This window comes from Streptomyces sp. NPDC019531 (assembly GCF_044903305.1).
In the GTDB taxonomy this organism is placed as follows: Bacteria; Actinomycetota; Actinomycetes; order Streptomycetales; family Streptomycetaceae; genus Streptomyces.
Genome location: NZ_JBJDQL010000043.1, coordinates 1 through 21,832 on the forward strand (window position 1 = coordinate 1; position 21,832 = coordinate 21,832).

23 protein-coding genes are annotated in these 21,832 nt (G+C 70.9%); 12 read left to right on the forward strand and 11 right to left on the reverse strand.

The window, feature by feature from the left end:
- From ACI2L1_RS35355 to ACI2L1_RS35370, 4 genes are all read left to right on the forward strand, one after another.
- Nucleotides 1-412, forward strand: a 412-nt coding sequence (locus tag ACI2L1_RS35355; protein WP_404743514.1) for an ATP-binding cassette domain-containing protein, incomplete at its 5' end; no start/stop codon positions are given.
- On the forward strand, nucleotides 409-2,190 hold the full coding sequence (locus ACI2L1_RS35360) for an ABC transporter ATP-binding protein (RefSeq protein WP_404743515.1): 1,782 nt from the start codon (nucleotides 409-411) through the stop codon (nucleotides 2,188-2,190). The genes ACI2L1_RS35355 and ACI2L1_RS35360, both read left to right, overlap by 4 nt.
- 557 nt (nucleotides 2,191-2,747) lie before the next feature.
- Nucleotides 2,748-3,218 carry a DUF5709 domain-containing protein gene (locus ACI2L1_RS35365; RefSeq protein ID WP_404743516.1) on the forward strand — a complete coding sequence of 157 codons (471 nt, stop codon included), beginning with the start codon at nucleotides 2,748-2,750 and terminating at the stop codon, nucleotides 3,216-3,218.
- Nucleotides 3,219-3,260: 42 nt separating this feature from the next.
- On the forward strand, nucleotides 3,261-3,524 hold the full coding sequence (locus ACI2L1_RS35370) for a type B 50S ribosomal protein L31 (protein ID WP_404743517.1): 264 nt from the start codon (nucleotides 3,261-3,263) through the stop codon (nucleotides 3,522-3,524).
- A gap of 35 nt (nucleotides 3,525-3,559) precedes the next feature.
- Here ACI2L1_RS35370 and ACI2L1_RS35375 read toward each other — a convergent pair whose 3' ends face one another.
- The gene (locus tag ACI2L1_RS35375) at nucleotides 3,560-4,354 is read right to left on the reverse strand and encodes a metal-dependent hydrolase (RefSeq protein ID WP_404743518.1); all 795 of its coding nucleotides are present in this window, start codon (nucleotides 4,352-4,354) and stop codon (nucleotides 3,560-3,562) included.
- A 145-nt stretch (nucleotides 4,355-4,499) separates the two neighbouring features.
- On the opposite strand from ACI2L1_RS35375, the gene ACI2L1_RS35380 reads away from it, so the two are divergent.
- The gene (locus tag ACI2L1_RS35380) at nucleotides 4,500-7,013 is read left to right on the forward strand and encodes a DEAD/DEAH box helicase (RefSeq protein WP_404743519.1); all 2,514 of its coding nucleotides are present in this window, start codon (nucleotides 4,500-4,502) and stop codon (nucleotides 7,011-7,013) included.
- 55 nt (nucleotides 7,014-7,068) lie between these two features.
- Nucleotides 7,069-7,935: an acyl-CoA thioesterase gene (locus ACI2L1_RS35385; protein ID WP_404743520.1), complete on the forward strand. Its 867-nt coding sequence runs from the start codon at nucleotides 7,069-7,071 to the stop codon at nucleotides 7,933-7,935.
- A 1-nt stretch (nucleotide 7,936) separates the two neighbouring features.
- Here ACI2L1_RS35385 and ACI2L1_RS35390 read toward each other — a convergent pair whose 3' ends face one another.
- Nucleotides 7,937-8,821, reverse strand: a complete 885-nt coding sequence (locus ACI2L1_RS35390; RefSeq protein WP_404743521.1) for a DUF6397 family protein — start codon at nucleotides 8,819-8,821, stop codon at nucleotides 7,937-7,939.
- A 127-nt stretch (nucleotides 8,822-8,948) separates the two neighbouring features.
- Nucleotides 8,949-9,362 carry a roadblock/LC7 domain-containing protein gene (locus ACI2L1_RS35395; RefSeq protein ID WP_404743522.1) on the reverse strand — a complete coding sequence of 138 codons (414 nt, stop codon included), beginning with the start codon at nucleotides 9,360-9,362 and terminating at the stop codon, nucleotides 8,949-8,951.
- 95 nt (nucleotides 9,363-9,457) lie between these two features.
- On the opposite strand from ACI2L1_RS35395, the gene ACI2L1_RS35400 reads away from it, so the two are divergent.
- Nucleotides 9,458-9,886 (forward strand): PPOX class F420-dependent oxidoreductase, encoded by a 429-nt coding sequence (locus ACI2L1_RS35400; RefSeq protein ID WP_404743523.1) that lies wholly within the window; start codon nucleotides 9,458-9,460, stop codon nucleotides 9,884-9,886.
- Nucleotides 9,887-9,915: 29 nt separating this feature from the next.
- Here ACI2L1_RS35400 and ACI2L1_RS35405 read toward each other — a convergent pair whose 3' ends face one another.
- The 5 genes from ACI2L1_RS35405 to ACI2L1_RS35425 form a co-directional block, all read right to left on the reverse strand.
- Complete coding sequence (locus tag ACI2L1_RS35405) at nucleotides 9,916-10,521, reverse strand: GTP-binding protein (RefSeq protein WP_404743524.1); 606 nt, start codon at nucleotides 10,519-10,521, stop codon at nucleotides 9,916-9,918.
- A 129-nt stretch (nucleotides 10,522-10,650) separates the two neighbouring features.
- Nucleotides 10,651-11,064: a DUF742 domain-containing protein gene (locus tag ACI2L1_RS35410; RefSeq protein WP_404743525.1), complete on the reverse strand. Its 414-nt coding sequence runs from the start codon at nucleotides 11,062-11,064 to the stop codon at nucleotides 10,651-10,653.
- A 22-nt stretch (nucleotides 11,065-11,086) separates the two neighbouring features.
- Entirely contained in the window at nucleotides 11,087-11,524 is a 438-nt protein-coding gene (locus ACI2L1_RS35415) for a roadblock/LC7 domain-containing protein (RefSeq protein WP_404743526.1), read from the reverse strand.
- Nucleotides 11,521-14,043: a nitrate- and nitrite sensing domain-containing protein gene (locus ACI2L1_RS35420; RefSeq protein WP_404743527.1), complete on the reverse strand. Its 2,523-nt coding sequence runs from the start codon at nucleotides 14,041-14,043 to the stop codon at nucleotides 11,521-11,523. The genes ACI2L1_RS35415 and ACI2L1_RS35420 overlap by 4 nt, the downstream gene beginning before the upstream one ends.
- Before the next feature lie 91 nt (nucleotides 14,044-14,134).
- Entirely contained in the window at nucleotides 14,135-14,908 is a 774-nt protein-coding gene (locus ACI2L1_RS35425; protein ID WP_404743528.1) for an MHYT domain-containing protein, read from the reverse strand.
- Nucleotides 14,909-15,061: 153 nt separating this feature from the next.
- Between ACI2L1_RS35425 and ACI2L1_RS35430 the strand changes: the two genes are divergently transcribed.
- Nucleotides 15,062-15,661 carry a class I SAM-dependent methyltransferase gene (locus ACI2L1_RS35430; RefSeq protein WP_404743529.1) on the forward strand — a complete coding sequence of 200 codons (600 nt, stop codon included), beginning with the start codon at nucleotides 15,062-15,064 and terminating at the stop codon, nucleotides 15,659-15,661.
- 6 nt (nucleotides 15,662-15,667) lie between these two features.
- Here the strand turns inward: ACI2L1_RS35430 and ACI2L1_RS35435 are convergent, their stop codons facing one another.
- On the reverse strand, nucleotides 15,668-15,871 hold the full coding sequence (locus ACI2L1_RS35435; protein WP_404743530.1) for a hypothetical protein: 204 nt from the start codon (nucleotides 15,869-15,871) through the stop codon (nucleotides 15,668-15,670).
- 278 nt (nucleotides 15,872-16,149) lie between these two features.
- Between ACI2L1_RS35435 and ACI2L1_RS35440 the strand changes: the two genes are divergently transcribed.
- Entirely contained in the window at nucleotides 16,150-16,824 is a 675-nt protein-coding gene (locus tag ACI2L1_RS35440) for a precorrin-8X methylmutase (RefSeq protein ID WP_404743531.1), read from the forward strand.
- Nucleotides 16,825-16,945: 121 nt separating this feature from the next.
- Here the strand turns inward: ACI2L1_RS35440 and ACI2L1_RS35445 are convergent, their stop codons facing one another.
- On the reverse strand, nucleotides 16,946-18,061 hold the full coding sequence (locus ACI2L1_RS35445; RefSeq protein WP_404743587.1) for a HoxN/HupN/NixA family nickel/cobalt transporter: 1,116 nt from the start codon (nucleotides 18,059-18,061) through the stop codon (nucleotides 16,946-16,948).
- Nucleotides 18,062-18,162: 101 nt separating this feature from the next.
- On the reverse strand, nucleotides 18,163-18,930 hold the full coding sequence (locus ACI2L1_RS35450) for a cobalt-precorrin-6A reductase (RefSeq protein WP_404743532.1): 768 nt from the start codon (nucleotides 18,928-18,930) through the stop codon (nucleotides 18,163-18,165).
- A gap of 12 nt (nucleotides 18,931-18,942) precedes the next feature.
- On the opposite strand from ACI2L1_RS35450, the gene ACI2L1_RS35455 reads away from it, so the two are divergent.
- The 3 genes from ACI2L1_RS35455 (at nucleotide 18,943) to ACI2L1_RS35465 (ending at nucleotide 21,819) form a co-directional block, all read left to right on the forward strand.
- Nucleotides 18,943-20,058: a cobalt-precorrin-5B (C(1))-methyltransferase gene (locus ACI2L1_RS35455; protein ID WP_404743533.1), complete on the forward strand. Its 1,116-nt coding sequence runs from the start codon at nucleotides 18,943-18,945 to the stop codon at nucleotides 20,056-20,058.
- Nucleotides 20,059-20,400: 342 nt separating this feature from the next.
- Complete coding sequence (locus ACI2L1_RS35460; protein ID WP_404743534.1) at nucleotides 20,401-20,697, forward strand: hypothetical protein; 297 nt, start codon at nucleotides 20,401-20,403, stop codon at nucleotides 20,695-20,697.
- Between the two features lie 135 nt (nucleotides 20,698-20,832).
- Complete coding sequence (locus ACI2L1_RS35465) at nucleotides 20,833-21,819, forward strand: hypothetical protein (RefSeq protein ID WP_404743535.1); 987 nt, start codon at nucleotides 20,833-20,835, stop codon at nucleotides 21,817-21,819.
- Nucleotides 21,820-21,832: the final 13 nt, after the last annotated feature.

A 21,832-nucleotide genomic window follows, 5' to 3' on the forward strand; every position in this document is an offset into this window, starting at 1 on the left:
CGGCCGGTCTCTCTCGGGCGGCCAGCGCCAGCGGCTCGCCCTGGCCCGGTCACTGTTCACCGACCCGGAGGTACTCGTCCTGGACGAACCGACCTCCGCCGTCGACTCACACACCGAGGCGCGGATCGCGGAGGGCGTACGGAATCTGCGCGCCGGACGCACAACCGTGGTGTTCACCTCCTCACCGCTGCTCCTGGACCACGCCGACCGGGTCGTGCTCGTGCACGAAGGCGAGGTCACGGCAGTCGGCCTGCACCGAGAACTGGTGTACAAGGAACCGCGGTACCGGGCCGTCGTCACCCGCGAGACGGACGAAGAGGCCGCGCTCCACGACGCACTGAACGAACAAGACGACGTACTGAACAAACAACACGTCCTGCACGAGCTGGAAGAGATCGAGGAGACAGCATGATCGGCGTGGCGCCACCGGCGTACGATCCGGCGGCACCGACGACGGCGAACACCCTGCCCGTCGGCGCCACCGCGACCGTACGTGCCTACGTGGCCGAACTGTTCCGTCGGCACCGCCGTGCCTTCGTGCTCCTCGTCGGCGTCAACACCATCTCGGTCGTGGCCTCCATGGTCGGGCCCTGGCTTCTCGGCGACCTCGTCGAGCGGGTGTCGGACGGGGCTCGCGAACTCCATCTGGAGCTCACGGCCGGGCTGTTCGTGGTCGCGCTGGTCGTCCAGGCCGTCTTCGTACGGCAGGTGCGGCTGCGCGGTGCCATGCTCGGTGAGCAGATGCTGGCCGACCTGCGCGAGGACTTCCTCGTACGGTCGGTCGGCCTTCCGCCGGGCGTCCTGGAGCGGGCCGGGACCGGCGATCTGCTGTCCCGGATCACCACGGACATCGACCGGCTCGGCAACGCCATGCGCGAGGCCGTGCCGCAGCTGGCGATCGGTGTGGTGTGGGCGGCCCTGCTGCTCGGCGGGCTCGTGGTCACGGCCCCTCCGCTGGCCGCCGCCGTACTGCTCGCCCTGCCGACGCTGATCGTCGGATGCCGGTGGTACTTCAAGCGGGCGCCGTCCGCCTACCGCTCCGAGGCCGCCGGGTACGCCGCGGTGGCCGCCGCACTCGCGGAGACCGTGGACGCCGGACGCACCGTCGAGGCGCACCGGCTCGGTGCCCGTCGCATCGAGCTGTCGGAACGGCGGATCAAGGAGTGGACCGCCTGGGAGCGGTACACGCTGTGGCTGCGGTCGGTGCTCTTCCCGTGCATCAACGTCAGCCACGTGATGATCCTTTCGTCGGTGCTGATGGTCGGCGGGGTGTTCGTGCTCCAGGGCTGGATCGGGGTCGGCCAGCTGACGACCGGCGCGCTGATCGCGCAGATGCTCATCGACCCGGTCGGGCTGATCCTGCGCTGGTACGACGAGCTCCAGGTGGCCCAGGTGTCGCTGGCCCGGCTGGTCGGGGTCCGGGACATCGAGCCGGACGCCGGGGACACGGAGCTCGCTCCCGACGGGCGGAACGTGCACGCGGACCGTGTGCACTTCGGCTATGTGGAGGGCGTGGACGTGCTGCGCAAGGTGTCCCTGGAGGTCGCCCCCGGCACGAGGCTGGCACTGGTCGGACCCTCGGGTGCCGGAAAGTCCACGTTGGGCCGCCTCCTGGCCGGGATCTACGCGCCCCGGGACGGGCGGATCACCCTCGGCGGCGCCGAGCTGTCCCGGATGCCCGCCGAACGGGTGCGTGAGCACGTCGCCCTGGTCAACCAGGAGCACCACGTCTTCGTGGGCTCCGTGCGCGACAACCTCCTGCTTGCCCGGACGGACGCGACCGACGCCGAGCTCTGGGCGGCCCTCGGCGCGGTCGACGCGGACGGGTGGGCGCGGGCGCTCGACGACGGCCTGGACTCCGAGGTCGGCTCGGGCGGTCTGACCGTCACTCCCGCCCAGGCCCAGCAGGTCGCGCTGGCCCGGCTGGTGCTGGCCGACCCGCACACCCTGGTCCTGGACGAGGCGACGTCGTTGCTCGACCCGCGGGCGGCCCGTCACCTGGAACGCTCCCTGGCCCGCGTTCTCGACGGCCGCACCGTGGTCGCCATCGCCCACCGGCTGCACACCGCCCACGACGCGGACGTCATCGCCGTCGTCGAGAACGGTCGCATCAGCGAGCTGGGCAGCCATGACGAGCTGGTCGCGGCGGACGGGGCGTACGCGTCGCTGTGGAGGTCCTGGCACGGGTGAGGTCCTGACACGGGTGAGGTCCTGACACGGGTGAGGGCGGGGCTGGGCGGTTCACGAGTCGGTGCTTGGTGCGGGTGAGGGGTGGCAGGGGGCGGTTCCGGGATGAGCGGCTGAGCGGGGCCGGAGGGCGGGGCACCGCCGGAGAGCGGGGCAGTACGGGAGGGCGGGGCGGCGGGGGCTCGGTCGAGACCGGCCGCTCGGTGCCACAGCCACGAGAGCACTCGGCGGCTTGGCGGCTTGGCCACTCGGCGGCTCGGCGGCTCGGCCACCGCATACTCGCGGAGCCGCCGTTCGAGATCGCTCCGGTGTGTGGCCGAGGTCGCCGGACCGGTCGCGCCCGGCATCCCGGCATCCCATCTCCGCCGCTCCTGCCCACGCAGCGCCCCGTGCCGTTGCGCGGTCCCGAAGGGGGGTGGAAGGCTGGATGGCAGCACCGGCTCAGGGAGCTCCCGCGGACGGCACGGTTCGCCGGCGGGCGCGGCAAGTGCCCCGTGAGGCCGTGGCCCGCCCCGGGCCGCGGGAAGAACGGGTCCGTCCCCCTTCACCTGGAGGTACCCGTGGACAGCTCCGACGGATGGGGAGACGACGTCTACCAGCCCGACGGATCCGAGATCCAGGACGACGCGGGGCTGCTCGACGCGGAGGACACCCTGGACGACGACGGAGTCGGCGACCCCCTCGACCGCGGCTGGTCCCCGCCGGACAGACCGTTGGCCGTGGAGCACAGCGGTGTGACGGCCGCGGAGCGCCGACAGGGCGAGACCCTGGACCAACGGCTCGCCGAGGAGCTGCCCGACCTCGCGCCGTCCGACGGCGACGGCATCGGCGACTGCGACGGCACCGACGGCGAGCCCCTGGACAACGAGGTGGGCGCGCTGCGCTCCGGCCGTCTCGTGGCCCCCGACGAAGGGGCCCACGAGGACGAGGAGAGCGCGCTGATCGCCACGGACGTGGGCATCGACGGTGCCGCCGCGTCCGCGGAGGAGGCAGCGATGCACATCGTCGACGAGGAGTCCCTGTCCGGCTGACGGACCGGTCCCCCGCCCCGCCGTCCCGCCCGAGGAGCAGCCATGCAGCAGGACAAGCACCCCGACTACCGCCCGGTCGTCTTCCGCGACCGGGCCGCCGGCTACGCCTTCCTGACCCGGTCCACCGCGACCAGCGAACAGACCATCGAGTGGGACGACGGCGAGACGTACCCCGTGGTGGACGTGGAGATCTCCTCCGAGAGCCATCCCTTCCACACCGGCAAGGCGCGAACGGTGGACTCCGAGGGACGCGTCGCCGCCTTCGAGCGGCGCTACGGAGGCGGGGCCGCCGATCAGGGCAGCTGACCGGCGCAGGGACCAGCGGGCCCAGCGCCCCGGCCTCAGATGAAGTTCAGCGCAGCCGCGCAGCCCACTCCCCCGAGCAGCATGAACGCCGGCATCAGCACCTTCAGCTCGACCCAGCTGCCCGCGCGGAACCGCATGGCCTTCGGCGGGCCGATCGGGTACCAGCGCTTGCGGCCCACCGGGATCGGCCACAGGACCGGGCAGCCGGAGACCGTCAGCGCGTCCCCGATGTCGTGCACGAGCGCGCCCAGCACGATCGGCAGCCCCAGCCACAGATACTCCTGGCCCGGCTGCGCAAACAGCCAGTCCGAGCCGTTGCCCGGCTTGTCCAGGACACCGGCGATGATCCACGAGCTGGTCGCGGCCAGCAGCCAGACCAGGACGTCGGCGCTGGAGCCGCGGGTCGCCCGCCACAGCAGACCCTCGATGGCCAGCACCATGTGCACGAACAGGATCGCCAGCACCGCCCAGCGGCCACCGGTGATCGCCGCCACCGAGGCGCCCGCGCCGATCAGCACGGCCCACAGCCAGGTGTGGGTGAGCGTGCGGTGGCCGCCGGAGCGACGCGGATCGCCCTGCTTCTTCGTCGCCTTGTAGACGGCGTACGAAAGTTTGTCGACGATCTCGCACAGGCCTCGCGAGATCGGCCCGAAGGCCCGCGAGATCGTGGCCGCCTTGTGGTCGAGGTCGGGAGCGAGCGCGGCGCCCGCGCAGATCAGGGCTCCGGCCAGCAGTACGGGCCATGGCATGGTGTGCCCTGTGGCGGCGGCGGCCGCTCCTACGCCCAGCCAGGCCGCGGCGCCCGACAGTGAGTGTGCTGGTCCCATCATCGGCGTTGCCCGCCCCATTCCTCGTGTGCCACTGTCCAGTTGACCGGGTGCGCTGACGCTCCGTCGGCGACACAGCGTACTGGTCGTGATCTTCCCGCCGACAACCGATTCCCCCATAGAGGAAGACGCCAGGCAAGATGGGTCCGTGACCCTCATCGATCAGCTGCCGCCGACCGCCGACCCCGACGCCCTCTACGAAGCCTTCGAGTCGTGGGCCGAGGAGCGCGGTCTCACGCTCTACCCCCACCAGGAGGAGGCGCTGATCGAGGTGGTCTCCGGCGCGAACGTGATCGTGTCGACGCCCACCGGCTCCGGCAAGAGCATGATCGCCGCGGGCGCGCACTTCGCCGCTCTCGCCCGCGACGAGGTCACCTTCTACACCGCCCCCATCAAGGCCCTCGTGTCGGAGAAGTTCTTCGAGCTGTGCAAGATGTTCGGCACCGAGAACGTCGGCATGCTGACCGGTGACGCCTCCGTCAACGCCGACGCGCCCGTCATCTGCTGCACTGCCGAGGTACTCGCGTCGATCGCGCTGCGCGACGGCAAGCAGGCGGACGTCGGTCAGGTCGTCATGGACGAGTTCCACTTCTACGCCGAGGCGGACCGCGGCTGGGCCTGGCAGATCCCGATCCTGGAGCTCCCCCAGGCGCAGTTCGTCCTGATGTCGGCGACGCTCGGCGACGTCTCGATGTTCGAGGAGGACCTCACCCGGCGCACCGGCCGGCCGACGTCCGTGGTCCGCTCGGCGACCCGCCCTGTCCCGCTCTCCTACGAGTACAAGCTCACTCCGCTCACCGAGACCCTGACGGAACTTCTGGAGACCAAGCAGGCGCCCGTCTACATCGTGCACTTCACACAGGCGCAGGCCGTGGAGCGGGCGCAGGCGCTGATGAGCATCAACATGTGCTCGCGCGAGGAGAAGGACCAGATCGCCGAGCTGATCGGCAACTTCCGCTTCACCACCAAGTTCGGCCGTAACCTCTCCCGTTACGTCCGGCACGGCATCGGTGTCCATCACGCCGGCATGCTGCCCAAGTACCGGCGGCTGGTGGAGAAGCTCGCCCAGGCCGGTTTGCTGAAGGTCATCTGCGGCACGGACACCCTCGGCGTCGGTGTCAACGTGCCCATCCGCACCGTGCTGTTCACGGCGCTGACCAAGTACGACGGCAACCGCGTCCGCACTCTGCGCGCACGCGAGTTCCACCAGATCGCGGGCCGTGCGGGCCGGGCCGGGTTCGACACGGCGGGCTTTGTCGTGGCCCAGGCTCCCGAGCACGTCATCGAGAACGAGAAGGCGCTCGCCAAGGCCGGCGACGACCCGAAGAAGCGCCGCAAGGTCGTCCGCAAGAAGGCGCCCGAGGGCTTTGTGGGCTGGACGGACAACACCTTCGAGAAGCTGATCGCCTCCGAGCCGGAGCCGTTGACGTCCCGGTTCCGGGTGACCCACACGATGCTGCTGTCGGTGATCGCCCGCCCGGGCAACGCCTTCGAGGCGATGCGTCATCTCCTGGAGGACAACCACGAGCCGCGCAGGCAGCAGCTGCGGCACATCCGGCGGGCGATCGCCATCTACCGTTCGCTGCTGGACGGTGGCATCGTCGAGAAGCTCGATGAGCCCGACGCCTCCGGTCGGATCGTCCGTCTCACCGTGGACCTCCAGCAGGACTTCGCGCTCAACCAGCCGCTGTCCACGTTCGCGCTCGCCGCGTTCGAGCTGCTCGACCCCGAATCGCCGTCCTACGCCCTGGACATGGTGTCCGTCGTGGAGTCCACGCTGGACGACCCCCGCCAGATCCTCGTCGCCCAGCTGAACAAGGCGAAGGGCGAGGCGGTGGCCGCGATGAAGGCGGACGGCGTCGAGTACGAGGAGCGCATGGAGCGCCTCCAGGACGTCTCGTACCCGAAGCCCCTGGAGGAGCTGCTCTTCCACGCGTACAACACGTACCGCAAGAGCCACCCGTGGGTCGGCGACCATCCGCTCTCCCCGAAGTCCGTCATCCGTGACATGTACGAACGGGCCATGTCCTTCACGGAGTTGGTGTCCTTCTACGAGCTTGCCCGCACCGAGGGCATTGTCCTGCGCTACCTCGCGAGTGCCTACAAGGCGCTCGACCACAACATCCCGGACGACCTCAAGTCCGAGGATCTGCAGGACCTGATCGAGTGGCTCGGTGAGACGGTCCGTCAGGTCGACTCCAGCCTGCTGGACGAATGGGAGCAGCTCGCCAACCCGGAGGAGATGACCGCCGAGGAGGCCCAGGAGCGGGCCGACGAGGTCAAGCCGGTGACCACCAACGCGCGCGCCTTCCGTGTCCTGGTCCGCAACGCCCTGTTCCGCCGTGTCGAACTCGCCGCCCTGGACCATGTCGAGGAACTCGGCGAGATGGATGCCGAGGCCGGGTGGGACGCCGACGCGTGGGGCGAGGCGATGGACAAGTACTGGGACGAGTACGACGACCTCGGTACCGGCCCTGACGCCCGTGGTCCCAAACTGCTGCGGATCGAGGAGGAGCAGCAGAACAAGCTGTGGCGCGTACGGCAGACCTTCGCCGACCCGAACGGCGACCATGACTGGGGCATCACCGCGGAGGTCGACCTCGCTGCCTCCGACGCGGAGGGCCGCGCGGTCGTCCGGATCACCGATGTCGGACAGCTGTGAGCCACAGGCCAGTTGTGAGGCGCAGGCCAGTTGTGAGCCAAGGAGAATCCCACCCATGACTAACCCGGCCGAGAGACTCGTCGACCTGCTCGACCTGGAGCAGATCGAGGTCAACATCTTCCGTGGCCGAAGCCCGCACGAATCCCTCCAGCGGGTCTTCGGCGGCCAGGTGGCGGGCCAGGCGCTGGTCGCCGCCGCCCGCACCACGGAGGGCGACCGCCCCGTGCACTCGCTGCACGCGTACTTCCTGCGCCCGGGCCGGCCCGGGGTGCCGATCGTGTACCAGGTCGAACGGGTGCGGGACGGACGGTCGTTCACCACGCGCCGGGTCACCGCCGTGCAGCAGGGCCGCACGATCTTCAATCTCACCGCCTCCTTTCACAAGCCTGAGGAAGGTCCCTTCGAGCACCAGCTGCCGCCCACCCGCAAGGTCCCGGACCCGGAGTCGCTGCCGAGGGTCGGCGACGAGATCCGGGAGCATCTGGGCGAGCTGCCCGAGCAGTTGGAACGGATGGCGCGCCGCCAGCCCTTCGACATCCGGTATGTCGACCGGCTGCGCTGGAGCGCCGAGGAGATCGAGGACGCCGAGCCACGCAGCGCGGTGTGGATGCGCGCGGTCGGACCGCTCGGCGACGATCCGGTCGTGCACACCTGTGCGCTGACCTACGCCAGCGACATGACCCTCCTGGACGCCGTCCGTCTTCCGGTCCAGCCCCTGTGGGGCCGGCGGACCTTCGACATCGCGTCGCTGGACCACGCCATGTGGTTCCACCGGCCGTTCCGGGCGGACGAGTGGTTTTTGTACGACCAGGAGTCACCGATCGCGACGGGTGGACGCGGACTTGCCCGTGGCCGGATCTACGACCTGGAGGGACGGCTGCTGGTGTCCGTCGTCCAGGAGGGGTTGTTCCGGGCGCTGTAGGTCAGGCGCTTCTGCGCCGGAGCCAGCCCAGCAGGCCGCGCGCCGGTTCCTCCTGGGGCGTCGGTGTGTCTTGGGGCCGGGCGGAGGGTGTCCGCCGGGCCGTGGGGCGTGGCGCGGGCCGAAGGCTTCGGGCGTCCTCCAGGACCCGGGTCAGCTCGGTCCGCAGCCACTCGATCTCGTCGGGGTGGTCCGCTGTCATGATCTTCTCGATGAGATGCGCGGCAGGCGTGCCCTGTGTGCCGTGGGTGGGCGGTCCCGGCTGGAAACGGAGCAGGTGGGACCGCTCGTAGGGGTCCGGGACGATCTCCGCGATCTGGACGGAGCCGAGGAAGGCGGCGAGGACGCCTGCGCTCTCCCAGGGGTCCTCGGCCAGGCGCAGGAGAAACCCGCGGTGGCGTTGGCGCCAGTTGCGAGCGCGGAGATCCACGCCCTCGTCCAGCATGTCGCGGAGCCCCTCGGGCATGCGCCGTGCCGTCAGCAGCGGGGTGTTCTTCTCGACCGTCGTGAACTGCTCGAGTTCCTCGGCCAGGTACAGCCACACGACGGCCCGGTACCGGTTGAGATAGAAGCGCACCGGCGAGTACAGGCCTAGGCGGGCCAGGCGTGTGAACCTGCCGACGGGGACCTTCATGGCCTTCGCGCCCTCGGTGGTGCCCACGAGGCGCACACGTTGGCGCAGCGAGTCGGGGAAGCCGTCCGTCGCCCGGAGCCGGTCGATCTCGACGCTGGCGACACGTCGCCCCCCGCCTCCCTCGTCGGGGATGGTCCGGATCTGTCCGAGGTGTACGGCGAGGTCGAACTCGCTGCGTTTGAGGCCCAGTTCCCGCGCGGCGCGGCTGGGTGTGCAGGAATGCCGCTGGAGTTGGGTGATCGTGCTGCCCGACATGGTCGCTCTCCCCCGTGGAGTCGATGCTCACGCTGTGTGCGTTCGCCGTGACAGAAACCGTAGCCGGTGGGGGCGAGACGCGTGGCGAGCCTGTGGATAACTCCATGAAGGGCCAAGAACGCGCAGGTCAGACGTCTGTCGCCGGGCTCCGCTCGGGTCGGCGGGCGTCCACGTCGAGGTGCTCGCCGACGCGGTTGACGAGGAGTGTCATCTCGTAGGCGATCTGGCCGATGTCGGCGTCCGAGCCGCTGAGCACGCACAGACAGCTGCCGGTGCCAGCCGCGGTGACGAACAGCACCGCGTCGTCGAACTCGATCATCGTCTGCCGGACCTGGCCCGCACCGAAGTGCCGTCCCGAGCCCTTGGCCAGGCTGTGCAGTCCGGACGAGACGGCGGCGAGATGTTCCGCGTCCTCGCGGCGCAGTCCTGTGCTGGCGCCCGTCACCAGGCCGTCGTTGGACAGCACCAGCGCGTGCCGCACATGGTCGACGCGCTCGGTCAGGTCGTCCAGCAGCCAGCCGAGGCCCTGCTTTTCCGGCATGTGGTCCCGTCTCCCCGTGTGACGTCTCCTCCTGCCCGGAGGATCTCCTCGCAAGCCTTCCCCAGGACCGTCAACGGGGCAAGGAGAATGGGGACATGGCGCAGAAGATGACCGATGAGCAATGGCGGGAGTTCGTCTCGCACGGCACCCGCACCGGCAAGTTGTCGACCGTCCGGGCAGACGGGAGTCCGCATGTGGCGCCGATCTGGTTCGTGCTGGACGGCGACGACGTGGTGTTCAACACCGGGAAGACCACTGTCAAGGGGCGCAATCTGACGCGGGACGGCCGGGTCGCCCTCTGTGTGGACGACGACCGGCCACCCTTCGCCTATGTGGTGCTGCAGGGACAGGCCCGGGTGACGGAGGACCTCGACGAGGTCCGGCACTGGGCCGGCCGGATCGGGGCCCGGTACATGGGCGAGGAACGGGCGGAGGAGTTCGGCGCCCGCAACGGCGTCCCGGGAGAACTCCTCGTCCGTGTGAAGATCGACAAGGTGCTGGCGCAGAAGGCCGTGTCGGAGTGACCTTCCGGTGGGCGCCCTGCTCCCCGAAGTCAGCCCACCGAGTCGAGCAGCCGGGCGGTGTGCATCCGCCCGGCGTACTCCACCAGCCGGATCAGCACCTCCTTGCCCGAGTCGCGGTCCCGTGCGTCACACAGCACCACGGGGGTGCCCTGGTCGAGATCGAGGGCGCGGGAGACGTCGTGGGCGCCGTAGGTCCGGGCACCTGAGAAGCAGTTGACGGCCACGACGAACGGGATGTGCCGGTGCTCGAAGTAGTCCACGGCCGGGAAGCAGTCCTCCAGGCGCCGGGTGTCGGCGAGGACGACGGCACCCAGGGCTCCCTGTGACAGCTCGTCCCACAGAAACCAGAAGCGATCCTGCCCCGGCGTGCCGAAGAGATACAGGGACAGGCCGGAGCGGATGGTGATGCGCCCGAAGTCCATGGCGACCGTCGTGGTGACCTTCTGGTCCACACCGTCGGTGTCGTCCACCAACTGGCCCGCCTCGCTGAGCAGTTCCTCGGTACGCAGCGGCCTGATCTCGCTGACCGCGCCCACCAGGGTGGTCTTGCCCACGCCGAAACCGCCGGCGACCAGTATCTTCAGCGCGAGGGCGGTCGTGTCGCCGTCCTGGGCGTCGGAGTTCTCGGAGACCATCGATCACTTCTCTCGGGAGGGTCGGCGACGAGCGGCGACGTCAATCAGGGGTCGCGAAATCAGCATCATGACAACTGAGGCTCCCCTTCGGGGGATTGGACCGCTTATTGCCCGGTTCTGAACGTTCATCTACAGCGCCCGAAGCCCTTCGATCACCTCGCGCAGAATTCGTTCGTCAGGAAGCTGCGCCGGTGGCACCGGGCGGCTGACGGTGACACAGCCGAGTTCCAGGAGGTCTCCGAGGAGCACCCTGACCACCCCCACGGGAAGGTCGGCGCCCGCGGCGAGTTCGGCCAGCGACTGCGTCTCCGTGCGGCACAGGTCGATCAGTGCCCGGTGTTCCGGCCCGAGCGCGGTGTCCTCGCCGACGCCGGGTGCGCCCACGTCCAGCGTGACGAGGGCGATCAGGTCGAAACGCACTCCGGTGGGGCCGGGTTTCGTGCGTCCGCCCGTCATCGCGTAGGGGCGGACGAGGGGCCCGGCCTCGCCGTCGTACCACTGGCTGCCCTGCTCGTGCGGGACGCCCGCCATGTCCTCGGTCATCCGTACCGACCGCCCTTCCCTCTCATCCGGCGGCGGGCGGCCGCGCGCCCACGCGCGGCGGCGTGTAGAGGTGCTCGCCGACTCGTTTGACCAGCCGTGCCATCTCGTACGCGACCAGACCTATGTCCGCGGTGACGGCGGTGAGGACGGCGAGGCAGGAGCCGTCTCCCGCGGCGGCCACGAACAGGAAGCCGTCGTCCATCTCGACCATGGTCTGGCGCACGCCTCCGGCCCCGAAGTGCCGGCCCGCCCCCTTGGCCAGGCTGTGGAAGCCGGAGGAGACCGCGGCGAGGTGTTCCGCGTCCTCGCGGCGCAGATCCGTCGACGACCCGACAGCGAGGCCGTCGTTGGAGAGCACCACGGCATGCCGCACCTCGCTCACGCGCAGCACCAGGTCGTCCAGCAGCCAGTCGAGTTCCCCGGACCTCTGGGCGGCCCTCATGCTCGGATCCTGGATCATCCTCGGTCTCCTTCGGTGCTGTCTCTGTCCGCTGGGGCATCCGGGGTGGCACCGCGGCCGGGCTGCCTGCCGCCCCCGCGCGCCCAGCCGTCCCGGTATGCCGCCATCCGGTCCCGTACGACCTCGGGCGTACGGTCGTCGTCCCTGCGGGCGGCTGTCGGAGCCGCTTCCTCGGCGCGCTGCTCGCGCAGCTGGGGAGCGAGGTGCGCCTGCCGTACCCGGCGGGGGAGGTCGTCGGCCTCCTCGGGCTCGTCGGGCGGGCGGTGCAAGCGCAAGGCGGTGACCCCGGGGGGCGGTGTGTCCGTCGTTCCCCTGTCGGCCGCGGCGGCCACGGGGGCCACCAGGGCGGGCCGCTCGGCTTGGGCGGAAACGGACTCGTGGTCCCGTTCGGCGGCGGGCACGCGCGCGTACTCGCGTTCTGTGAGCGGTTCCCGGTCCGCGGCCCTGGCGGGGGAACGTTCCGCCGCCTTGATGTGCAGCAGCGCCGTGGGCAGCAGGACCACGGCCGTGGTGCCGCCGTAGGGCGAGGTACGCAGGTGCACCTTGATGCCGTGCCGGGCGGCGAGCCTGCTGACCACGAACAGGCCGAGCCGGTCGCTGTCGAACAGGTCGAGCGCCTCGGACTGCTCGATGCGGCGGTTGGCCTCCGTGAGGGTCTCCTTGCCCATGCCCAGGCCGCGGTCCTCGACCTCTACGGCGTAGCCGTTGCCGACGGGTTCGCCGGTGACGCGCACACGTGTGTGGGGCGGTGAGAACTGGGCGGCGTTCTCGATGATCTCGGCGAGCAGGTGGGTGAGGTCGGCGACCGCTCCGCCGACGACGGACGCGTCGGGCAGCTGACGTACCTCCACGCGCGCGTAGTCCTCGACCTCGGAGACGGCGGCGCGGACCACGTTGGTCAGCGACACCGGCATGCGCCAGGCGCGGCCGGGTGCCGCCCCGGAGAGGATGATCAGGCTCTCCGCGTGGCGGCGCATACGGGTGGTGAGGTGGTCGAGCCGGAAGAGGTCGCTCAGTTCGTTCGGGTCGTCGGAGCGGCGTTCCATGCTGTCGAGCAGGCTCAGCTGACGGTGGACGAGGACCTGGCTGCGGCGGGCGAGGTTGACGAAGACCCCGGAGATGCCGCTGGCGAGTTCGGCGCGCTCCACAGCGGCGCGCAGCGCGGCGCGGTGCACGGTGTTCAGGGCCTCGGCGACCTGACCGGCCTCGTCCTCTGCCGGCGGTCCTGGCGGGGCTTCGGACCGGATGTCGATCTCGTCGCCGGCGCGCAGTCTCTCCATGGCCTCGGGGAGTTTGCGGCGGGCGATCTCAAGTGCGCTGTTGCGCAGGCTCACGAGTTCGATGACGAGGCCGCGTCCGATGCGCACCGAGATGACGAGCGACGCGACGACGGCGATCAGGCCGAGCAGGACCGCGGCACCGGCCGGGGTGAGCAGGCCCCGGGTGAACGGGTCGGCGCGGTCGGCGACGCCGCTTCCGGCGGCCAGTTCGACGGTCCGCATGCCGCTCTGCACACGTGTGTGTGCTGCCTGCCAGGTGGTCTCCGGAGTCGACTCGACGGCACGGACACCGGGGGCGGCGGCGAGCACCCGGTCCTCGGCGGAGGTCACGGTGGCGTAGGCGCCGCTGCCGGCGACCTTCTGCCAGGCGGCACGGTCGGAGCCGCGCAGGTCGGCCACGGCGCCCTCGGTGAGGGCCCGGCGGGTGTCGACGGCCCCGGTGAACAGCCGCAGCCGCTCTCCGGCCAGGGCGCCCGCCAGGCGCGCGCTCGCCAGTACGACGTCCTCCTGGGCCAGGGACTCGCCCGCGCGGGAGAACTCCAGCAGCACGCGCGCGTCGGAGCCGAGCTCGGCGTCCTGGATGCCGGTGAGGGCACCGCCCACCGCGAAGGCACCGGCGATGGTCCTGGTGTAGCGGCCGTACGTCTCGTCCCATCCGGCGCTGCGGTCCAGCACGGCGGCGCGCAGGGGCCGCAGTTGCTCGGCGCCGGTCACGAAGGCTTCGAGTCGCTGGGCGACACCTGCGGGCAGCTCCTCGCTGTCGGCGACGGTGTTGTCGTCTCCGAGCCTCAGCCGCGCCACGGCCTGGTCGGAGCGCTCGGCGAGGGTGCGGAGGTCGTCGCTGCGCGCGGCGGTCGGATCGGTGGCGTAGCGCACCGCGGCGGCACGTTCCGCCTGGAGGGCGGTCACCGCGGCGGCGACGGGAGAGCGGACGGTGTCGTCCACGCGTTGCAACTGCCGCAGCCGGGCGACGTCCTGGGCGGTGCTGACGGTGGCGTACGCCCATAGGGCGAGCAGCGAGACGACGGGCACCATGAGCAGGCAGACGATCTTGGCGCGGACCGTGCGGGGGCGTATCCGCCAGTGTCCCGCGCGCGCGGGAATGTCTTCCGGCACCGGGCCTACGGGGTCGTCCGGGATTTCGTCGGCCGGTGGTCCGGCGTGTGCGCGACGCCCGCGCGCGGGTGTCTGGAGCGGCGACTGGGCGCCGTCTGTGGGGGTCCTACGCGGTGTACGCATGGCCTCCTCGCTCGGGAGTGGTTCGGGGGCGTGTCGTCGGGGCTGTCCAGGGCTCGGCTCCGCCGCCCGGAGGGGACGCTCTCGACCGCCGCTAGGAGGGGACGCTCTCGACCGTCCGCTGGGGCGAGGCGGTGGCCTCGCGCTCTCCTGTCGTGGGCGACAGGGCGACGAAGGCCGAGGTCAGGAACAGGTAGGAGCCGAGGCCGACGGCGAGCGGGAAGATGAACTGCATCGCCGTGGCCCCGGGCAGGACGGCGCCGGAGGGCGAGACCCGCACGCTCACCGCGAACATCCCGGTGTAGTGCATGCTGCTGACCGCGGCCCCCATGATCAGGGAGGCGATGGTGACGGCGACGGGTGACTTGATGTTGAGCGCCGCCCACAGGGCCGCCGTCGCCGCGACAACGGCGATGAGGACGGAGAGTCCGACGAGCACCGGGTCGTAGTCGATGCCGCCGTGCAGCTTTACGGCGGCCATGCCCAGGTAGTGCATGCTCGCCACGCCCAGGCCTGTGGTGAGTCCGCCCAGGAAGAGCGCGCGGACCCGGTCACGGCCGTAGCCGACCGCGAAGACGCCCGCGGAGACGACGACCATCGCGACCATGAGGCTCGCGATGGTCAGTGGTACGTCGTAGCGGATGTCGGTACCGCTGACGCTGAAGCCGAGCATGGCCACGAAGTGCATGGTCCAGATGCCGGTGCCGATGGCCGAGGCCGCGGTGATGAGCCAGTTGCGGCGCGAGCGTCCGGTGGCACCGAGCGCCCGCACGGTGCAGCGCAGGCCGAGCGCGGAGCCGATACAGGCCATGACGTAGGAGAGCGCGGGCGTCAGCCAGCCCAGGGCTGCGTGGTCCAGGTGTCCCATGGCCAAGGGACGCTAGTCGGGGCAGGGGCGCACAAAGAGGGCGCATTTCGAAAGGTGTTGGAATATGACGCAGAGATGCATCTGAACGATCGCGTCACGCTCGAACGTGTGCACACGGGGGTTCATCCGTGTCGGTGAGGGATCATGCGGAACATGAGCGACGACCACACACATGTCCAGGAGTTCTTCTCGGCCCGCGCCGCCGGCTGGGACAGGAAGTTCCCGGACGACGGCCCCGCCTATGCCACCGCCGTCGCAGAACTCGCGCTGCGGGAGGGTGACCGTGTTCTGGACGCGGGCTGCGGGACCGGACGGGCCCTGCCGCCTCTGCGTACGGCCGTGGGGCCCTCGGGAGTGGTCCTCGGGGCCGATCTGACCCCGGCCATGTTGCACGAAGCCGTACGGGCCGGCAGGGACCGGGACGGACAGTTGCTGCTCGCCGACGTGGCCGCGCTGCCGTTGCGCTCCCGGTCGCTGGACGCCGTCTTCGGGGCGGGCCTGATCTCCCATCTGCCCCGACCGGCCGAGAATCTCCGAGAGTTGGCCCGGGTGGTGCGGCCCGGTGGCGTCCTGGTCCTGTTCCACCCGATCGGCAGGGCGGCGCTCGCCGCACGCCACGGCCGGCAGATCACCCCGGAGGACCTGCGCGCGGAGCCCAACCTCCGCCCGCTGCTTGCCGGTTCGGGGTGGCGCATGACGTCGTACGTCGACGAGGACGCCCGGTTCCTGGCCCTGGCCGTCCGCGAAGGCTGACGGCGCTCACTCCGCCCCGGCGACGGCCGCCACGAAGGCGTCCGGGTTGTCGAACATGACATTGCGGGCCGTGGGCGTCAGCCCGGGGGGACGGAAGAGAACGGCCCGGGCCACGGGTGTAGCGAACAGGGCTGTGACAGGCGCCGAAAGCATCAGCACCGAGCGGAAGGCCCGGCCCACGACCGGGTCGCCGGGGGACCGCTCCGCCACCCGGCCCCAGGTACCACGCCGAGCCGTGCGAGCGCCTCGGCCGCGCTGTCACCCGGGACGACGGTCGGTATGCTCGCCGCCATGTCCACGTCTGCCCTCCGCCCATCGCCCCAGGTCACAGTGGCCGCTCTCCCCTCCGTGGGACCGGCTGTGGCCACCCCGGCGCGACCGGATCGACGCGGACGCAGTCCCTGGCGGTGATTGCGGCCTCCCCTCACCGGGCCGACGCCTTCCGAGCGCCCCTCCGATCTCACCACCGCCCTGGCGGCGATCACCTCATGAGCCGTATGACGACGACCGAGAGCAGCGAGAACATCACCGTGACCACGTACGACTACGAGAAGGACGGCGCGGCGATCTACCGTCAGTCCTTCGCCACCATCCGCGCGGAGGCGGACCTCGCGGGTCTGCCCGCCGACGTCAGCCAGGTCGCGGTCCGCATGATCCATGCCTGCGGGATGGTCGACCTCGTGCGGGACCTCGTCCACACGCCCGCCGTGGTGGCTCGCGCCCGCGAGGCCCTGCGTACCGGAGCGCCGATCTTCACCGACGTGCGGATGGTGGCCAGCGGTGTGACCCGCAAGCGCCTGCCCGCCGACAACGACGTGCTCTGCACGCTCTCCGACCCGGCCGTCCCCGAGCTGGCCGCGAGGATGGGCACCACGCGCAGCGCTGCCGCCCTGGAGTTGTGGCGGGACCGGCTGGGAGGCTCGGTCGTCGCCATCGGCAATGCGCCCACCGCGCTCTTCCGCCTCCTGGAGATGATCGAGGAGGGCGTGCCCCGCCCGGCCGCCGTCATAGGCGTCCCGGTCGGTTTTGTCGGCGCCGCCGAGTCCAAGGACGCCCTGGCCGCGAACCGGTCCGGACTGGAGTACCTGATCGTCCGCGGCCGTCGCGGGGGCAGTGCCATGGCCGCCGCGGCGCTCAACGCGATCGCGAGCGAGGAAGAGTGACTGACCAGCTCCACGGTGACAGGACCCGGTCCCTCTGGCCAGTCCCCGGTGACAGGCCTGTTCCTGATGACGGGCCTGTTCCTGATGACCACATGGGCCGTCGAGGTCATCGCTGAGCGAGCTACGACACCGGGGCCGTCCCCGGTGTCACCTCCAGGGCACCCTGTGCGGCGGGAGCGGCTCCCCGCGCCAGGCCCGCCGTCCACTTCTCCTCGATCCGGCCGACCTTCCACACCAGCAGGGCCACGGCCCAGGTGGCGAAGAACAGGCCGACGATGACGTAGCCGATGATGTTCAGGTCCAGGCCGGAGACCCAGTCCCAGAAGGCGCCGTGCAGCCCCGCCTTGTCCGCGATCAGGCCCAGCAGTTCCACCGTGCCGATGATGAGCGCGACGGCGACGGACAGGCCGGTGATGGTGAGGTTGTAGTAGACCTTGCGGACCGGCTTGGAGAAAGCCCAGCCGTAGGCGAAGTTCATGAACGAGCCGTCGATGGTGTCCAGCAGCGACATGCCCGCCGCGAAGAGGACAGGTAGGCAGAGGATCGCGTACCAGGGCAGGCCCGAGGCGGCGCCCGATCCCGCGAGGACGAGCAACGCGATCTCGGTCGCCGTGTCGAAGCCCAGGCCGAACAGCAGACCCAGCGGATACATCTGCCACGGCTTGGTGATCGACTTCATGACGCGGCCGAGAAGCCGGTTCATGAAGCCGCGTTTGTTGAGCTGTTCCTCCAGGGCGGCCTCGTCGAAGTGGCCGCTGCGCATCTGTCGGAAGACCTTCCAGATGCCCACCGTGATCACCAGGTTGATGATCGCGATGACGTAGAGGAAGGTCCCGGAGACGGTCGTACCGATCCAGCCGGTGACGCTGTGCAGCGTGGAGTCGTCGTTCTCGACCGGTCCGGCCAGCGCCTTGATGCCGAGGGAGAGCAGGAAGGCGAGCGCGAAGACGATGGACGAGTGGCCGAGGGAGAACCATAAGCCCACCGACAGCGGCCGTTGCCCCTCGCTCATCAGCTTCCGGGTGGTGTTGTCGATGGCCGCGATGTGGTCCGCGTCGAAGGCGTGGCGCATGCCGAGGGTGTAGGCGGTGACGCCGATGCCGACGCCGAAGGACTTGGTGCCCAGGCTGTGGTGCTCAGGGGCGACGATCGCCACCAGCGTGAACCAGCCGATGATGTGCAGGGCCAGGATGAACGCGGCCATCCCACCGGCACTCGCCCACTCCTTGCGGGTCATCGAAATGCGTATGCGGTGCCGGTTCAGCGGTTCGTTCGTTTCAGCCACACGTTCCAGGCTGCTGCACATGAGTTGCAGGTAATGAATAGATGCGGCAAAACTCAGGTCAGGTTTCGGCAGGCGTCCGGAAGACCGGTCTGCTCGGCGATCCAGCCGACGGCCTGCTCGGGCCCGGTCACGACCGGCACCCCCTCGGGCACCGGAGGCCGGCGCACCACGACCACCGGCAGCCCGGCCTCGCGGGCGGCCGTCAGTTTCGGCACGGTGGCCGCTCCCCCGCTGTCCTTCGTCACGACGACGTCGATGCGGTGGCGGCTCAGCACCTCGCGCTCCCCGTCGAGGGTGAACGGACCGCGGTCGAGCAGCACCTCCATGCGGGGCGGATGCGGGGGCTCTGGCGCGTCGACGGACCGAACGAGGAACCAGAGGTCCTCCAGGGCGGCGAAGGCCGCCAGCCCCATGCGTCCGGTGGTCAGGAACACCCGTCGGCCGAGCGTCGGCAGCACTTCCGCGGCGCCCTCCAGCGAGCGGACCTCGTGCCAGTCGTCCCCGGCCACGGGGACCCAGCCGGGACGGCGGAGTGCGAGCAGGGCAACATGGGTGGCGGCGGCGGCCTTCGCCGCGTTGAAACTGATCCGTCCGGCGAAAGGGTGCGTGGCGTCGATGAGCGCGTCCACCTCGTGCTCACGCAGCCACCCGGCGAGCCCCTCGACCCCGCCGAAACCGCCCACGCGCACCTCGCCGGGCGGCAGCCGGGGCGCGGCCACCCGTCCGGCCAGGGAGGTCGTCACCCTGAGGCCGGTCCCGGCCGTCAGGAGTTCGGCGAGGCGGCGGGCCTCCATGGTCCCGCCCAGGATCAGTACGTGCACGAGGTTCCCTTCATGAATGAGCCCCAGGGTGGTCGCGGCGCCCAACTCAAGCACACCGGTCTACGGCCCGGCTGGACCACCGGCGCCTGCGCGACCGCGGCGACGACGGCGGCGTACACCGCGCTACTGACCGGGGAGTTTCCCGACCCGGTGACGATCACACTGCCCAAGGGGCAGACGCCGTCCTTCGCCCTGGCAGCCGAGGAGCTGAGCGCCGGATCGGCCATGGCGGGGATCGTGAAGGACGCGGGCGACGATCCGGACGTCACCCACGGTGCTCTGATCCGCGTGTCCGTACGCCCACTGCCGGCCGGAGCCGGGGTCGTCTTCAAGGCGGGCCCGGGCGTCGGTACGGTCACCCGCCCCGGCCTGCCCCTCCCCGTCGGCGAACCCGCTGTCAACCCCGTCCCGCGCCAGATGATGCGTGACCACGTCGCCGAGGTCGCACGGCGGTACCGCGGCACCGGCGACGTCGAGATCACCGTCTCCGTCGACCACGGCGAGGAGATCGCCCGCTCCACCTGGAACCCGCGCCTCGGCATCCTCGGCGGACTGTCCATCCTGGGCACGACGGGGATCGTGGTGCCGTACTCGTGTTCGGCGTGGATCGACTCCATCCGGCGGGGTGTCGACGTGGCGCGGGCGGCCGGGCGCACGCATGTGGCGGGCTGCACCGGCTCGACCTCGGAGAAGACGGTCGTCGGCGTGTACGGCCTGCCCGAGGACGCGCTCCTCGACATGGGCGACTTCGCGGGCGCGGTCCTCAAGTACGTCCGCCGCCATCCCGTCGACCGCCTCACGATCTGCGGCGGCTTCGCCAAGCTGTCCAAACTGGCGGCGGGCCACCTGGACCTGCACTCCGGCCGCTCGCAGGTCGACAAGGGGCTCCTCGCCCGGCTGGCCCGGCGGGGCGGCGCGGACGAGGTCCTGGCCGCCGAGGTGGCGGGCGCCAACACGGGTCTCGCCGCGCTCCAGTCGTGTGCGGCGGCCGGGGTTCCGCTTGGCGACCTGGTGGCGGTCGCCGCCCGCGACGAGGCCCTGGCCGTACTGCGTGGCGCACCCGTCGCGGTCGACGTGATCTGCATCGACCGGGCGGGCACGATCGTGGGGCGGAGCGGGGTGGCGTAGGCGGGGGCCGGGACGGGCGGTCCACCCGCTCGCCACGCGGCGTCCGTCGTACGTTCCTCTCCGCCGCCTCGGGCACACAGCGAGGGGCGTCCTGCTCGTGACGCCGGGCGCCCTGACCCTCGTACTGGGAGGGTCGTATGCAAGGGTCTGGCCCCGCTGCGGACCACTGTCCAACCGCCGGCTCAAGACCTCGACGATCAGTTGCACGGGACGTGTCGTTCGGGGCGCTGGACGGGCTTCACCGCACCGTCCCCCTTCTGCCGCCAGGGCTCCAACTCTACGTTGAAGGGCAGAGGATGAACGTTCGGCAGGACCACGTCACTGAGGGGGAAGGTGGTCGCCATGTGGGGCAGGATCCGAAAGTCCGGCGCAAGAGTCGTCAATGCGCTGCGGATCGAGGAGGACGCCGGCCGGGAGGCCCGCACGCACAATCTGTTCGAGGCCGCCGCCGCGTATGTCTCGGCCTGCGCGGAGGACGACCAGGACCGGATCGAAGAGGCTTCGGGGTGGGTCTCGCCGGAGGCACTGTCGTTCGGGGTCAACGAGCTCGCGTGCCGGGCTGTCATCGCCCTCGCGCGGGAGCGCGACGAGTCGCCGCGTACGGTGGCACGTGCGCTCCTCGGACTGCCGACGGCCTGACCGGTCGGCAAATCATGGTCGATTCGCCCCGTCCAGCCGGAAAACTGCAGCTCCGGGTGTGCTTGGGAGTCGTGACAAGCGCCTTCCTCGCGCACTAGGGTGCGCGCCGTTGGACGAACCGATGGGGAGGCTGGGATGGCCGGGACGGACGAGGACGCCGTCGCCGCCGAGGACGACGCGCTCTATGTGCTGACGGCGGTGCTGCTGACGCCGGCGAAGTTCCCGAGCGTGCTGGGCGACGACTATCCGGAGGCCTGCGCGGCGCTCGGTCTGGCACCGTTGGCCGACGGGTACGGCCTGGTGATCGGCCAGGACGGCAGCGGCGCCCGGTGGACGGTCGTCATCGACGACGTCTCACTGGTCGCCGTCGCCATCGCGTCCTGGGACTGCGGCATGGAGTACGACCTGTCGCCCGACGAGCGCACGGTCGTGGCCGCGCTGCCCGGCTGGCCCCTCGCGGTCGCCGTCGCCGCGCCCGGTGTGCCGGCGCCGCACGACCCCGACCCGGAGGCCGGCGACGGGCCCGCGCTGACGCCGCCGGACACCTCCAGGTGGGGATCGGCTCAACGGCGTCTGGGTGCCGACGAAATCGCGCTCCAGTGGGCTATGTGGCGGGAGCAGATCGACGACGCGGAGTTCCCGAGCCCGAACGGCGGGTCCGGCGGCAACGACGGGGCAGCGGCAGACCGGGCCGGCGACGGCGATGGCGGCGATGCCTTGAGCGGCCGGGCCCCGGGTAACAAGCCCTCGGGCGCGCAGGCCCCGGGAGACGCGGCGCCCGGGGACAACGACGCGGGCAACGAGCCCTCCGGGGACAAGGTCGCGGGCAGCGCCCAGAAGGAGGCGCCGAAGGGCCACACCGGCATTCGGCGCGTCCTCGCTGAGGCCCGCGCCTATGTGGAGACGCCGCCGCCCCTCGGTCGGGTCCGGTCGTCCTTCGCGCCGGGCGACGCACGGACCCTGCGCGCCGACGGTCCCGGTTGGTCGCTGGTGGCCAGGACCGACGACATCGCGTTCGTGCTTCTCGACGACGAGCCGGGGGAGGTCCTGCCGGTGGGCCGGGGTCCGGAGCTTCCGGGGCTTCTGGAAGCGCTCGACAAGATGGCCGTACGTCCCAGCTGAGCCCTCGCGCCGC

Coding starts and splice junctions, on each gene's coding strand:
- ACI2L1_RS35445 (WP_404743587.1), bottom strand. CDS start 18,061: ATGACCCGCAAGGAGTGGGCGAGTGCCGGTGGGATGGCCGCGTTCATC.
- ACI2L1_RS35430 (WP_404743529.1), top strand. CDS start 15,062: ATGAGCGACGACCACACACATGTCCAGGAGTTCTTCTCGGCCCGCGCC.
- ACI2L1_RS35420 (WP_404743527.1), bottom strand. CDS start 14,043: ATGCGTACACCGCGTAGGACCCCCACAGACGGCGCCCAGTCGCCGCTC.
- ACI2L1_RS35410 (WP_404743525.1), bottom strand. CDS start 11,064: ATGACCGAGGACATGGCGGGCGTCCCGCACGAGCAGGGCAGCCAGTGG.
- ACI2L1_RS35415 (WP_404743526.1), bottom strand. CDS start 11,524: ATGATCCAGGATCCGAGCATGAGGGCCGCCCAGAGGTCCGGGGAACTC.
- ACI2L1_RS35385 (WP_404743520.1), top strand. CDS start 7,069: ATGACTAACCCGGCCGAGAGACTCGTCGACCTGCTCGACCTGGAGCAG.
- ACI2L1_RS35370 (WP_404743517.1), top strand. CDS start 3,261: ATGCAGCAGGACAAGCACCCCGACTACCGCCCGGTCGTCTTCCGCGAC.
- ACI2L1_RS35465 (WP_404743535.1), top strand. CDS start 20,833: ATGGCCGGGACGGACGAGGACGCCGTCGCCGCCGAGGACGACGCGCTC.
- ACI2L1_RS35405 (WP_404743524.1), bottom strand. CDS start 10,521: ATGGTCTCCGAGAACTCCGACGCCCAGGACGGCGACACGACCGCCCTC.
- ACI2L1_RS35440 (WP_404743531.1), top strand. CDS start 16,150: ATGAGCCGTATGACGACGACCGAGAGCAGCGAGAACATCACCGTGACC.
- ACI2L1_RS35395 (WP_404743522.1), bottom strand. CDS start 9,362: ATGCCGGAAAAGCAGGGCCTCGGCTGGCTGCTGGACGACCTGACCGAG.
- ACI2L1_RS35390 (WP_404743521.1), bottom strand. CDS start 8,821: ATGTCGGGCAGCACGATCACCCAACTCCAGCGGCATTCCTGCACACCC.
- ACI2L1_RS35400 (WP_404743523.1), top strand. CDS start 9,458: ATGGCGCAGAAGATGACCGATGAGCAATGGCGGGAGTTCGTCTCGCAC.
- ACI2L1_RS35455 (WP_404743533.1), top strand. CDS start 18,943: ATGAATGAGCCCCAGGGTGGTCGCGGCGCCCAACTCAAGCACACCGGT.
- ACI2L1_RS35360 (WP_404743515.1), top strand. CDS start 409: ATGATCGGCGTGGCGCCACCGGCGTACGATCCGGCGGCACCGACGACG.
- ACI2L1_RS35460 (WP_404743534.1), top strand. CDS start 20,401: ATGTGGGGCAGGATCCGAAAGTCCGGCGCAAGAGTCGTCAATGCGCTG.
- ACI2L1_RS35425 (WP_404743528.1), bottom strand. CDS start 14,908: ATGGGACACCTGGACCACGCAGCCCTGGGCTGGCTGACGCCCGCGCTC.
- ACI2L1_RS35375 (WP_404743518.1), bottom strand. CDS start 4,354: ATGATGGGACCAGCACACTCACTGTCGGGCGCCGCGGCCTGGCTGGGC.